Raw genomic sequence first — 12,289 nt, 5'->3', positions numbered from 1 at the left:
GAGGAAGAGTGTTCTCCTCCCCCGTGAAACGGGGGAGGTGGCCCGAAGGGCCGGAGGGGGCGCTCTTGGGCCTACCCGTGCGACCGCATCGTCGGCGGCGCCGGCACATCGGCCAGCGCCTCCAGGCTCACCGGCCTGGCCTTGTGATCCACCACCAGCGGATACAGCGACACCACCAGCAGCACGGCCATGGTGACATTGAACGCCCGCAGCACCGCCGGCTTGTCCAGGAACGGCCGCAGGCCTTGGCCGAAGCCCGCCCAGGCGGCGCTGCACGGCGCGCCGACCAGCATGAAGGTCCCGGCCAGCAGCGGCACGATGGTCCAGCCGCTGCCTTCCGGCGCATAGGTCGTCACCGCGCCCAGCGCCATGGCCCAGGCCTTCGGGTTGACCCACTGGAACGCCGCGGCTTGCAGGAAGGTCATGGGCTTGGCCAGGTCGCGGTCGCTGACAGAGCGAGAGCCGCCGATCTTCCAGGCCAGCCACAGCATGTAGGCCGCCCCGACCCAACGCAGGATCTCGTGCAGCACCGGATAGGCGCGGAACACCCCGCCCAGCCCGAAGCCCATCGCCAGCACCATGATCGCCAGGCCGCAGCTGATCCCGGCGATGTGCCAGAGCGTGCGGCGCAGGCCGAAGTTCGCGCCCGACGCCAGCAGCAGCATGTTGTTGGGGCCGGGCGTGCCGGCGGTGGCGAAGCAGAACAGGACGAAAGCCAGCAGCAGGTCGGGAGTCATTGCAGCCTCATTGTCTCCAGAGGTTGGGCCGAGGTGTCATTGTGTTGATTTTCATTGTATCGTGAGTCAAACGGCATATTGATATGGTGACAATAAAGGAGACATCCGTGGCGCAGGCCTGGACCCCGGTCATTCCCGACGGCGCGGCGCCGCTGTACGAGCGGCTGCTGTCGGTGCTGCGCGCCGATATCGCCGGCGGCGCTCTGGCGACCGGGACGCGCCTGCCACCGCAGCGGGATCTGGCCTATCGGCTGGGCGTCGGGCTGGGCACCGTGACACGGGCCTATGTCGAGGCCGAGAAGGCCGGGCTGGTCAGCGCCCATGTCGGCCGGGGCAGCTTCGTCAACGCGCCCGCCTCGCACCGCTTCGCCGAACGGGAAGGGCCGATCAATCTGGCCCAGAACATCTCGCCGTCGGCCCCGGCCGCCTCGCGGCTGTCCGAGGCTCTGGCGCGCTTGCGCAAGCGTCCCGACCTGCTGGAGCACCTGGGCTATTCGCCGATGGCCGGGCACGAGGCCCAGCGGCGAGCGGGGGCGGCGTGGCTGGCTCGCACCAGTAGCTATGCGGCGGTGGACTGGCGGCGGCTGGTCTGCTGCGCCGGCGCCCAGCAGGGCCTTGCCCTGGCCCTGGGCACGGTGCTGTCGCCGGGCGACGTGCTGCTGACCGAGGCGGTGACCTATCATGGGCTGAAGGCCCTGGCGGCCCACCGCGGCTGGCGCATGCGGGGTCTGGCCATGGACGAGGAGGGCCTGCGCCCCGACGCCCTGGAGGCCGCCATCGCCGCCACCGGCGCGCGGGTCCTGGCCGTGCTGCCGACCCTGCAGAACCCCACCGGCCGGATCATGAGCCGCGCCCGCCGCGAGGCCATCGTCGAGATCGCCCGCAAACACGGCCTGACGATCGTCGAGGACGACATCTACGGCGCCTATGTGAAGGACGCCCCGCCGCCGTTCGCCATGCTGGCGCCCGAGCGCACCTTCCACGTCTCGGGCGTGTCCAAGACCCTGGCGCCGGGCCTGCGCGCCGGCTTTCTTGTCGCCCCCGACGCGGCCGGCTTCGAGCGCGTGCTGGCCGGAGTCCAGGTCATGGCCTACGCCCCGCCGGCCTTCGGCGGGCTGATCGCCACCCAGTGGATCGAGGACGGCACCGCCGACATCATCCTGGCCGAGGCCCTCGAGGAGGGCGCCGCGCGCCTGGCCATGGCCCGCGAGCTCCTGGGCCCGGCCATGGAGCCGGCCCGCTCGGAGGCCTCGCCCCACGTCTGGCTGCCGATGAGCGAGCTGGAGGCCGAGCGCTTGGCCGGCCGCGCGTTGCGCGGCGGCGCCGAGGTCACCCCGCCCGGCGCCCCGATCGTCGAGCCGGGCCTGGAGAATGGCGTCCGCATCTGCCTGGGCTCGACCGAGGACCGCGTGACGCTGCGGCGAGGCCTGGAAATCGTGGCCGGGGCGCTGTCGAGCGAAGTGTCGGAACGCTCGCGGGCGGTGATCTGAGAACCCCAAACCCGTCATCCCGCGCTTTATGCGCGGGACCCATCTGTCCGCCGCCAGTGAAGTGCAAGCTCACGCTCTCACGTAGAAGCTGAACCATGGGTCCCGCGCATAAAGCGCGGGATGACGGTGAGGGTTTGGGAGTGTGAAGGGCTACAACGCCTTCCGCATCACCACGAACGCCAGGTCGTCCCGCTGCGGCTCGCCGAACCGCTCGTCGTCGTACGGAAACGGCTGGGTCTCGCCGGTCAGGGCGTAGCCGCGGCGTTCGTACCAAGCGATCAGGGTGTCGCGGACCGAGATCACGGTCATCTGCATCGACGCGCCGCCGCGTTCGCGGGCGTGGGCCTCGGCGGCGTCCAGCATGATGCGGCCGATACCGCCGGCCTGGCGCAGGGGCGAGACGGTGACCATGCCGACGTACCAGGCGTTCCCGCCCGCAGGCTCGACCCAGACGCAGGCGTGTGGCTTGGCGTCGGGCGCGTCGCGCAGCACCAGGATCGTCGCGCCCGGCTTGGCGGCGAGGTCGGCGCGCAGGGACGCCTCGTCGGTCCGCTGGCCGCCGAGGAGGTAGCTCTCATGCGTCCAGCCTTGGGTGGCCAGCTCGCCGCGATAGGCCGAGTTCACCAGGTCGGCGAGGTCGGCGAGGTCGTGGTCGGCGTAGGGGGCGAGATGGGTCATGGCCAAGGTCTACGTCAGGCGGGGGCGCCGGAAAAGATGCTCCCCCGCGATGCGGGGGAGCTGTCGCGGAGCGACTGAGGGGGCTAACTGGATGTTGGCCGAGCTCGCCCCCTCCGGCCCTCTGGGCCACCTCCCCCGCATCGCGGGGGAGGATCTACTTCCGCCGCACCTTGTTCCACACCCCGCCGGTCACCCGCTTCACCATTCCCGCCTCGCGCTTGATCATCTCCCAGGGATGGAAGGCCAACCCCACCGTGTCGGCCATGGCCGCGCCGCGCGAGCCCATCGGTTGCTCGGGGCCGGTGGTCGAGTCGACGGCGGTCTGGTGCTCGATCTCGGCGTTCAGCTCGGCCCCGACCAGGATGGCCATGATCGAGAACCACACCCAGACCATGAAGGCGATCACCGCCCCCAGCGGGCCGTAGGTGGCGTCGTAGTGGGCGATGGTGTTGACGTAGACCGAGAAGCCCAGCGAGCCCAGCAGCCACCCGGCCGCCGCCGTCACCGCCCCGATCAGCACCCAGCGCCAGCGCGGCCGCGATCGGCTCGGTCCGAACCGGTACAGCACGGCGAAGGCGAAGGCGGTGATGAAGAGCACGATCAGCCAGCGGATCGGGGCCCAGAAGGCGTCCAGGGCCGACAGACGCGCGGCCTCCAGCAGGAACGGCGTGACGATCAGCAGGGCCGAGGACGCCGCCGCATACAGCAGGGCGCAGAAGGTGAAGGCGTAGGAGAGCAGGGTCTTGCGGACGAGGCCGCGCTTTTCCTCTTCGTCATAGGCGATGTTCAGCCCGTCGAAGAGCGCCCGCATGCTGGCGTTGGCGCTCCAGATCGACAGCAGCAGGGACACCCCGAAGGCCACCCCCAGCTTGGCCTGCTCCTGGCTGGCCAGACGCAGCATCTGCTCGCCGACGATCTGGACGACGCTGGTGGGGAAGATGCCCGACATCTCGCGCAGCTGCTGCTCGACCGTGCGCACGTCGGCGAACAGGCCGTACAGCGACACGAAGGCGCCGATGGCCGGGAACAGGGCCAGCAGGGTGTAGAAGGTCACGCCCCCGGCCACGGCCGGCAGGCGGTCGACGCCGATCTCACGCCAGGTGCGCCAGACGATGTCGCGCCAGCCCAGCAGCGGGATGTGGTGGGGCAGGCGAGCGGCGCGGCCCCGGCGCGGTTCGGCCTCGTCGAACTGGTCCGGCGGCATGGCGCGGTCTTCCGACAGGCCCGGCGGGGCCTCGATCAGGGTCTCGTCGGGCGCTGCTGGCTTCTTCGGGAACGCGAACGGCGCGGCCGCCAGCAGCACGATCCACGGCGTCAGGTGATACGGACGCGACTTCAACCACTTGAGGATCGGACGCGGCGAAGCGTCGGTCATGAAACGCCCTCCAGAGCAGCAAAACCCCGGGCGGGAGTCTCAGTTCCAACCAAGCCTTGCCAGGGGGCGAGTCGTCCCCGATTTTCGCAGGTCATGAACGCCCGGATCGCCTCGCTCTATCGCCACCCCGTCAAGGGGTTCACGCCCGAGCGCCTGGCCAGCGCCAGCCTGGAGGCCGGCGCCTGTTTCCCCTGCGATCGGCTGTTCGCGGTCGAGGACGGCCCCAGCGGCTTCAAGTCGCAAGAGCCCGCCCACATCTCGAAGATGAAGTTCACGGTGCTGGCCAAGATCCCGGCCGTGGCCAGGGCCCGCACCGCCTATGACGAGGCGACGGGGATCTTCACCGCCCGGGCCGAGGGCCAGCCCGACTTCGCCGGCGACCTGGCCTCGGCGGGCGGCCGTGCGGGGCTGGAGGCCTGGCTCTCGGCGCTGCTGGAGGGCGACATCCGCGGTCCGCTGAAGGTGATCGATGGGCCGGGCGCCTATCGCTTCATGGACAGCCGCTCGGGCTATGTCTCGATCGTCAACCTGGCCAGCGTGCGCGACCTGTCGGCCAAGGTCGGCATGGACCTGGACCCCTTGCGCTTCCGCGCCAACCTCTATGTCGACGGCTGGCCGGCCTGGGCCGAGAACGACTGGACCGGCCGGGCGTTGCAGGTCGGCAGCGCGGTGGCGGAGGTGCTGAAACCCATCGTCCGCTGCGCCGCCACCCACGTCGACCCGACGACGGCGCAGCGCGACGTGGATCTGGTGAAGGCCTTGTTCGACAACTACGGCCACATGTTCTGCGGGATCTACCTGAACGTGACGCAGGGCGGGGCGGTGGCGGAGGGCGACGTGGTGGGTTTGGCGGCCTAGCGCCCCCTCCGTCTCGTCGCGTATCCGCGCCGATCCACCTCCCCCGCAGGCGAGGGAGGATGAGTTGTTTCCCTCCTCACCCGTGAAACGGGGGAGGTGGCGCGCGGCGAAGCCGCGTGACGGAGGGGGCGCTCAGTCCGCTTCCGCGCCCAACACCTCCCGCGCCAGCATCGCCCGCACCTGGCCGCGGCGGTCTTCCGCATAGGCCTCGCTCATGTCGGGACCCACGCCGCCGATGTGCTGGTGGTCGACGAAGCGCAGGCCGGTCATGCCGCACAGGTGCAGGTCGAACGACCGGGTCAGCATGTTCAGCGCGCCGGTCCTGTCCAGGTGCGCGTCCGGCGCGCCCGAGGTAGTGACGCTGATCAAGGTCTTGCCGACCAGCAGCGGATCGGCCCCGTGGGCGGTGGGCGCAAAACCGAAGCCGCCGCTCAGCACCCGGTCGACATAGCCCTTGAGCATGGCCGGCGGGGCGTTGAACCACAGCGGATAGACCAGCAGATAGCCGTCGACCTCGGCCAGCATCGCCCGCTCGGCGACGACATCGGCGCGCGGTCCTTTTGCGCCCGGCAACTCCTCGGCCGCCAGGCAGGGATCAAAGCCCATCCGATAGAGATCGCGCACCACGACCTCGACGCCGGCCGCGCGCAGCACCTCGGCGCAGTCGCCGGCCAGGGTCACGCCGAAGCTCAGCGGCGAGGGATGGGCGAGGATGAGGGCGATCCGCATGGTCGGGCTCCTTGAGAACCCCGCCGTCATCGCGCCCTTCAGCGGCCGCCGCCTTGATCTGGGTCAGGCCCTCAGAACGTATTGCTCCACCGCACCGTCTTGGGCAGCGGCAGGGTCGCCTCGAACACCAGGCCGTCGGGCTGGAAGTCGAAGCGGGCGCTGCCTTTCTGCTCGCGGCGGATCGAGCTCTCGATCAGGCGCGTGCCGAAACCCTGCGAGGCCGGCGGAGTGACCGGCGGGCCGCCGGTGTCGCGCCAGGCGAAGGCCAGGTCGCCGCTGTCCTCGTCCAGGCGCCAGGTGACCGAGACCCGGCCGGCGGGGACCGACAGCGCGCCGTACTTGGCGCTGTTGGTGGCCAGTTCGTGGAACACCATCGAGAGGCCCACGGCGGTGTGCGGGGCCAGGGCGACGGCGGGGCCGGAGCCGTCGACCCGGTCGGCATAGGCGCCCAGGCTGGCCTCGACCAACTGGCCCATGTCGGCCTCGCGCCAGCCGCTGCGGGTCAGCAGGTCGTGGGCGGCGGACAGGGCGATCAGGCGGTCGGTGAACACCTCGACCGGCGCGTCTTTTGTCTTGGAGAAGGTCTGACGGGCCAGGGCCTGGACCGTGGCCAGGGTGTTCTTCACCCGGTGGTTCAGTTCGTTGATCATCACCCCCTGGCGCTCCTCGCGGATCTTCAGCTCCTGGGAGGCGGTGCGCAGGGCGGCGTGGACGGCGGCGATCTCGTCCAGGGTGTCGGGGTCGGCGGGCGGCAGACTCTCGGCGCGGCCGATGGCGTCGGCGTCCAGGATCAGCTGGCGCATCTCGCCATTGATCCGGCGGGCATAGGCCAGGGACAGCGCCAGGCCCATGCCCAGCAGCAGCACGAAGACCCCGGCCCCGGTGATCACCGAGCGGTTGATCGTGCGGGCCAGCTCGGCGCGGGGCACGGCCACCACCATGGTCCAGCCGGTCTGGGGCGAGCGGGTGTAGGCCACCATGGTCGGCACGCCGTCCAGCGAGGTGCTCTTGCTGACGCCCTCGGTGGAGTGGTCCAGGTTGCGGGCCATGTCGCGGGTGGTCGGCTTGCCGGTGAACTTCTCGTTCAGCCGCGAGCGGGCGACGACCCGGCGGTTGTTGTCGATGACGGTGGCGATCCAGGTCTCGGGCACGCGCTGCTGGCGGAACACCGAGGTGAACGAGCTGGACTCGACCACATAGGACAGGACGTAGGGCTGGCCCTTGACCTGGATCGGCGTGGCCACGGTGATCACCGGCCGGCCGGTGACCTTGCCCTCGCGCAGGTCGGAGATCTTGCTGCGGCCGGCCAGCAGGGCGGTGGTCAGCTCGTTGGCGCGCGGCACGGTGGGCAGGGGCTGGCCGTAGGGCTTCAGCGTGTTGAGGATCTGCTTGCCGCTGATGTCGGAGACCACGATCCAGCCCGGCCGCCGCTGGGCGACGCGCTGGGCGCGGGCGTGGAAGGCGGCCCAGTCGCCATTGATCAGGGCCTGGTCGGTGGCCAGGGTCTCGGCCACCGAGATGCCGACGGCGGCCTGGCGGTCGACGGCGCCCGACAGCGCCCGGGCGGTGGTGACCAGCTGCTGGTAGAGCTGGCTGCGGGATTCGCGATCGGCGCTGACCAGCAGGAAGCCCATGGCCAGCAGGGCGGGGGCCAGCAGGCTGACGGTCAGCAGCACGAGCCGGCTGCGCACCGAGCTGAAGCGACCGCGTCCCGATCCCTGCCGTGTCATTCCCGCGTACGCCCGCGACCACGAGGGCGTCGCATCGCCCCCTCACCGTCTGTATAGCGAAGGCGCTCGCCCTGCGCGTCAGTAAAATCCGCTATCTCGGTTAACGCTGACACCGCAGGCTGAGCCATGGCCTCTTCGCGCAATTGTGCGTTATGAGGGAACCATGAAAGCCCTGCCCAACATCCTGACCAGCTCGCGCCTCGTGATGGCGCTGTTCATGTTCGTGGCCCTGGCCGCGGCGGCCGGCGCTGTGCCGTTTCTCAGCGATCAGCTGACGGCCGAAAGCCAGCTGCGGCTGGAGCGCTGGGCGTTCTACGCCTTCGTGGTGGCGGCGGTGACCGACTTCTTCGACGGCTGGCTGGCCCGCAAGCTGGATGCGGTCAGCGTCTGGGGCGCGATCCTGGACCCGATCGGCGACAAGATCCTGGTCTGCGGCGCCCTGCTGGGCCTGATGGCCCTGGGCCCCAACGCCATGGTCGTGCTGCCGGCCGGCCTGATCCTGTTCCGCGAATTCACCGTCAGCGCCCTGCGCGAAGTCGGCGCGGGCAAGGGCGTCAAGCTGCCGGTGACCCTGCTGGCCAAGTGGAAGACCACCCTGCAGCTGGTCGCGATCGGCGCCGAGATGATCCTGGCCTCGTGGGGCGCCTTCGGCCTGTCGCCGGAGCCGAGCGTGATGGGCGGCTTCACGATCGTGGCCCACAGCCTGCTGTGGCTGGCGACGCTGGTGACCCTGGTGACCGGGGCGCAATACTGGGAAGCGGCGCGCAAGGCGCTGAACTAGGAGCGGCTTAGCGCCCCCTCCGTCTCGCCGCGTATCCGCAGCGATCCACCTCCCCCGTTGCACGGGGGAGGATGAAGTTCCTCTCCTCCCTCGCAAAGCGGGGGAGGTGGCGCGAAGCGCCGGAGGGGGCGCTTTTGATGCGCTTGGGAAACCAACCCCTCATCCCCCCCGTTCCCCTCCAGCACAGCTTCGGGGAACCAACACACGTGACGCTGCCACAAGCCCTGTCGTTCGGTCTCATCGCGGCGACGATCGCCGCGTTCGTCTGGGGGCGGTGGCGGTACGACCTGATCGCGCTGTGCGCCCTGGTGGGCGGGATGGCGCTGGGGCTGATCTCGGTGAAGGACGCCTTCACCGGCTTTTCCAACGACATCGTCATCATCATCGCCAGCGCCCTGGTGCTGAGCGCCGCCGTCGCCCGCTCGGGCGTGGTCGACCTGGTGATGGCTCCGCTGCTGCCCAGGCTGAAGGACGAGCGCACCCAGGTCCCCGTCCTGGCCGGGACCACGGCGATCCTGTCGATGGCCACCAAGAACGTCGGGGCCCTGGCCCTGATGATGCCCAGCGCCCTGCAGATCGCCCGCCGCACCGGCGTGCCGCCTGGCCGGATCCTGATGCCGATGGCGTTCGGCTCGCTGGTCGGCGGCCTGGCCGTTCTGGTCGGCACCTCGCCCAATATCATCGTCTCGGAGGTGCGCCAGGAGGCCCTGGGCCAGCCGTTCCGGATGTTCGACTTCCTGCCGGTCGGCGGCGTGCTGACCGTGCTGGCCGTCGCCTATCTGTCCTTCGCCTACCGGCTGCTGCCCAAGGAGCGCACCGCGGCCATCGACATCGACGCGGCCCTGGCGGCCAAGGCCTATGTCACCGAGGTCGAGGTGCCCGAGGCCTGGTCGTTCGAGGATTGCCGGATCGGCCGGGTCCGCGCCGCCGCCGAGGGCTCGGTCACGGTCGTGGCCTTGCTGCGCGGCCGCAAGCGCACCCAGGCTCCGCACGCCAATCTGAAGCTCCACCCGGGCGATGTGCTGCTGCTGGAGGGTGAGCAGGAGAACCTCAATCAGCTGATCGTGAAGACCAAGCTGCGCCTGCGCGACGCCTTGCGGCCGGTGACCATGAACGAACCGACCGAGGAGGTCCGGGTCGTCGAGGCGGTGATCGGCGCGGAGTCGGACCTGATCGGCCAGTCGGCCCGCAGCGTCACGCTCAGCGACAGCCATGGCGTGAACCTGCTGGGCGTCAGTCGCAGCGGCCACCGCATGGCCGGACGCCTGGCGACCATCCGCCTGAAGTCGGGCGACATCGTCGTGCTGCAAGGCGCCGAGCAGTCGCTGCCGGGCGCTTTGCAAGCCTTAGGTCTTCTGCCGCTGGCGGAACGCGAGGTGCGGCTGGGCGGGGTGCGCCACGCCATCCTGCCGGTCGCGATCCTGGTGGCGGCCATGGTGCTGGTGGCCACGGGCGTCGTGCCGGTGGCGGCCGGCTTCCTGGGGGCTGCGGTGCTGGTGGTGGCGTCGGGCACCCTGCGCATGCGCGAGGCCTATGCGGCCCTGGAAGCGCCGGTGCTGGTGCTGGTCGCGGCCCTGATTCCGGTCAGCGACACGGTGCAGAAGACCGGCGGCGCCGACCTGATCGCCAGCGGGCTGTCGGGGGCGTTCAACGGCCTGCCGCCGATCGCCACCCTGACGGCGATGATGGCCGTGGCCATGGCCGCCACCCCGTTCCTGAACAACGCCGCCACGGTGCTGATCGCCGCGCCGATCGGCATGGGCGTGGCGCAGAAGCTTGGCCTCTCTCCCGACCCGTTCCTGATGGCTGTGGCGGTGGGGGCGGGCTGCGACTTCCTCACGCCCGTCGGCCACCAGTGCAATACGCTGGTGCTGGGACCGGGTGGCTACCGGTTCGGCGACTACGCGCGACTGGGCGCGCCGCTGAGCGTGATGATCCTGCTGGTCGCGCCCTGGCTGATCGCCTGGGTCTGGCGGTTCGCCAGCTGATCCTCCCTCGCATCGCGAGGGAGGGTCCTCAATCGTTCGCCGGGCGTCGGTCGGTTTCGACCACGTCCGGGTCCGTCGGGCCGTGCAGCAGCCAGTCGGTTTCGTCCTGCGGCTCGTCGCGGTCGCGGCTTGCACGCATCATGGTGGCCAGCCAGCTGGCGCCCGTCATTCTCAGAACCATCGTCGTCTCCTCGCGATGATGTTTCTGAGAATGAATTGCATTTAGGAGTCTCGCAAGCGCGATTTAGCGCTTAAGGACTTTCGCACGGCCGACGGCGCGGCGGCGCGAGGCTTCGCGTTCCAGCGGGACCAGCACCTCGTCGACCGCGCGGCGTTGGGCCGGGGTCCCGGTGACGTCCAGACGGCGGGCGTTGGCCAGCAGATTGTTGAGCTCGGTGTCGCCAAGGGTGGGGATCTTTTCCAGCAAGGTCATTCGGCGAACTCCAGTTTTCTCCGCCGGTTCTGACGGATTCACCAAGGCAAAACGCACCAGGCAAAGCTTAGGGTCCAAAGAGAGTTCAAAGTCGTCGAAAAGTTTTTCCTTGATCTTCTCCAGGTGAGAGCGGATAAAGCCTCATCGAATTCGCTGCCGATCGGCCTGCTATTCCTTGCTCCGGACGCCGGAGCGCCGGACGCGCCACCCGAACTTCCAACGAAATTTGATCGTCGCCCCGGGATACGCCGGGCGATCGACCACACCTGTCTACAAGGATACTGATTATGGCTACCGGCACCGTGAAGTGGTTCAACGCCACCAAGGGCTTTGGCTTCATCCAGCCCGACAACGGCGGCGCGGACGTGTTCGTGCACATCTCGGCCGTCGAGCGCGCCGGCCTGGGTTCGCTGAACGAAGGTCAAAAGATCGCGTTCGAGCTCGAGCAAGACCGCCGCAGCGGCAAGACCTCGGCCGGCCAACTGCAAGCGGTCTAAGACCTCTTACAGTCGGACGACCTTCGTCGAACGATCGAACGGGCCAGTGCGCAAGCGCTGGCCCGTTTTTCGTTTGGGCGCTAGGCCGCCGCCGGCTGCGCCTTTCGACGATCCGCCGGCGTCGTCCAGCCTGCCCACACGCTCGCCGCGCCGATCGCCAGGCCCAGGGCCAGCAGCACGGTCAGCGGCGGGGCGGCCATCAGCCCGAACGCCGACGTCCACGGCTCGCCGGCGGGAATCAGCTGGAAGGCGACGATCTGGACCACGATCACCCCCAGCGCCACCGCCCACGGCTGGCCATGGCGCGGGTCGCGCCGCCACAGCCACAGGGCGATCAGGCCGGCGACCAGATTGGCCAGCTGAACGCCGCCTCCGAACACCGGAAAGTCCTGCGGTCCGCGCACGATCAGGCCGGGGACAGTCTGGTTGAACACCCGGCCCAGCACCGGGCTGACCAGGGGCAGGGCGGTCGACAGCATCCAGCCGGCGTGCAGCCGCACCTGGCGGCGATGGCGCAGGGCCATGCCGGTCGCATAGAGCACGGCGCCGAACGCCAGCGCATCCAGCACGCTCAGCTTGACGCCCCACAGGGCGTAGAACGGATTGCCGCCGATCGTGCCGGCCGCCATCGAGTGCATCACCGCCAGGCCCCCCGCGGCGAACAGCGGCGTGGCCATGAAGGTCGCGCGTCCCACCAGGCGGTGTGCGGCCAGCTGGCCGCGGTGCGGCGTCCAGCTCTGGGCCAGTAGCAGCAGCATCCAGAGCGTGGCGGTGGCCCCGTGGATGTGGAACCCGGTCGAGGATGTGGACAGGACGCTGAAATAGCTGCGCCAGAAAGCGAAGACGGTCGCGCCGATCAGCGCGATGATGAACAGCCATGCATGGCGATACGGCATGTCTTCCCCCCGGCAAGACGACGGGGCGACTATGACCGATCGGACGGTGGTGTCCATGTCGAAGAACGGCGTTCTCTTGTCGGAATGCGCGCCGGGG

At 69.7% G+C, this 12,289-nt stretch carries 13 protein-coding genes; 5 read left to right on the top strand and 8 right to left on the bottom strand.

Translation table 11 applies throughout. The features are described from left to right. Positions 1–71: 71 nt before the first annotated feature. On the bottom strand, positions 72–737 hold the full coding sequence (locus E1H18_RS21570) for a LysE family translocator (RefSeq protein ID WP_172272541.1): 666 nt from the start codon (positions 735–737) through the stop codon (positions 72–74). A gap of 107 nt (positions 738–844) precedes the next feature. Between E1H18_RS21570 and E1H18_RS21565 the strand changes: the two genes are divergently transcribed. Beyond that, the gene (locus E1H18_RS21565; RefSeq protein WP_370526567.1) at positions 845–2,227 is read left to right on the top strand and encodes a PLP-dependent aminotransferase family protein; all 1,383 of its coding nucleotides are present in this window, start codon (positions 845–847) and stop codon (positions 2,225–2,227) included. Between the two features lie 150 nt (positions 2,228–2,377). Here E1H18_RS21565 and E1H18_RS21560 read toward each other — a convergent pair whose 3' ends face one another. Both E1H18_RS21560 and E1H18_RS21555 read right to left on the bottom strand, forming a co-directional pair. Continuing rightward, positions 2,378–2,905, bottom strand: a complete 528-nt coding sequence (locus E1H18_RS21560) for a GNAT family N-acetyltransferase (protein ID WP_172272535.1) — start codon at positions 2,903–2,905, stop codon at positions 2,378–2,380. A gap of 154 nt (positions 2,906–3,059) precedes the next feature. Further along, complete coding sequence (locus E1H18_RS21555) at positions 3,060–4,280, bottom strand: YihY/virulence factor BrkB family protein (protein ID WP_172272532.1); 1,221 nt, start codon at positions 4,278–4,280, stop codon at positions 3,060–3,062. Positions 4,281–4,373: 93 nt separating this feature from the next. Here E1H18_RS21555 and E1H18_RS21550 point away from each other — a divergent pair, with 93 nt between their 5' ends. Continuing rightward, positions 4,374–5,138: an MOSC domain-containing protein gene (locus E1H18_RS21550; RefSeq protein WP_172272529.1), complete on the top strand. Its 765-nt coding sequence runs from the start codon at positions 4,374–4,376 to the stop codon at positions 5,136–5,138. Between the two features lie 132 nt (positions 5,139–5,270). Here E1H18_RS21550 and E1H18_RS21545 read toward each other — a convergent pair whose 3' ends face one another. Further along, on the bottom strand, positions 5,271–5,867 hold the full coding sequence (locus E1H18_RS21545; RefSeq protein ID WP_172272526.1) for an NAD(P)H-dependent oxidoreductase: 597 nt from the start codon (positions 5,865–5,867) through the stop codon (positions 5,271–5,273). A 71-nt stretch (positions 5,868–5,938) separates the two neighbouring features. Next, positions 5,939–7,597, bottom strand: coding sequence for a sensor histidine kinase (locus tag E1H18_RS21540; protein WP_172272523.1), 1,659 nt, complete (start codon positions 7,595–7,597; stop codon positions 5,939–5,941). 163 nt (positions 7,598–7,760) lie between these two features. On the opposite strand from E1H18_RS21540, the gene pgsA reads away from it, so the two are divergent. Together pgsA and E1H18_RS21530 are read left to right on the top strand one after the other, a co-directional pair. Further along, complete coding sequence (gene pgsA, locus E1H18_RS21535; RefSeq protein ID WP_172272520.1) at positions 7,761–8,378, top strand: CDP-diacylglycerol--glycerol-3-phosphate 3-phosphatidyltransferase; 618 nt, start codon at positions 7,761–7,763, stop codon at positions 8,376–8,378. A gap of 206 nt (positions 8,379–8,584) precedes the next feature. Continuing rightward, the gene (locus E1H18_RS21530; RefSeq protein WP_172272517.1) at positions 8,585–10,366 is read left to right on the top strand and encodes an SLC13 family permease; all 1,782 of its coding nucleotides are present in this window, start codon (positions 8,585–8,587) and stop codon (positions 10,364–10,366) included. A 28-nt stretch (positions 10,367–10,394) separates the two neighbouring features. Here the strand turns inward: E1H18_RS21530 and E1H18_RS21525 are convergent, their stop codons facing one another. Continuing rightward, on the bottom strand, positions 10,395–10,547 hold the full coding sequence (locus tag E1H18_RS21525; protein ID WP_172272514.1) for a hypothetical protein: 153 nt from the start codon (positions 10,545–10,547) through the stop codon (positions 10,395–10,397). A gap of 63 nt (positions 10,548–10,610) precedes the next feature. Then, on the bottom strand, positions 10,611–10,799 hold the full coding sequence (locus E1H18_RS21520) for a hypothetical protein (RefSeq protein WP_172272511.1): 189 nt from the start codon (positions 10,797–10,799) through the stop codon (positions 10,611–10,613). A 287-nt stretch (positions 10,800–11,086) separates the two neighbouring features. Here E1H18_RS21520 and E1H18_RS21515 point away from each other — a divergent pair, with 287 nt between their 5' ends. Further along, positions 11,087–11,296 carry a cold-shock protein gene (locus E1H18_RS21515; RefSeq protein WP_172272508.1) on the top strand — a complete coding sequence of 70 codons (210 nt, stop codon included), beginning with the start codon at positions 11,087–11,089 and terminating at the stop codon, positions 11,294–11,296. Positions 11,297–11,376: 80 nt separating this feature from the next. Here E1H18_RS21515 and E1H18_RS21510 read toward each other — a convergent pair whose 3' ends face one another. Then, on the bottom strand, positions 11,377–12,192 hold the full coding sequence (locus E1H18_RS21510; protein ID WP_172272505.1) for a hypothetical protein: 816 nt from the start codon (positions 12,190–12,192) through the stop codon (positions 11,377–11,379). Between the last annotated feature and the right edge of the window lie 97 nt (positions 12,193–12,289).

The sequence above is a fragment of the Caulobacter sp. RHG1 genome, from assembly GCF_013181195.1.
In the GTDB taxonomy this organism is placed as follows: domain Bacteria; phylum Pseudomonadota; class Alphaproteobacteria; order Caulobacterales; family Caulobacteraceae; genus Caulobacter.
This window is presented reverse-complemented; position numbering and strand designations above follow the sequence as displayed.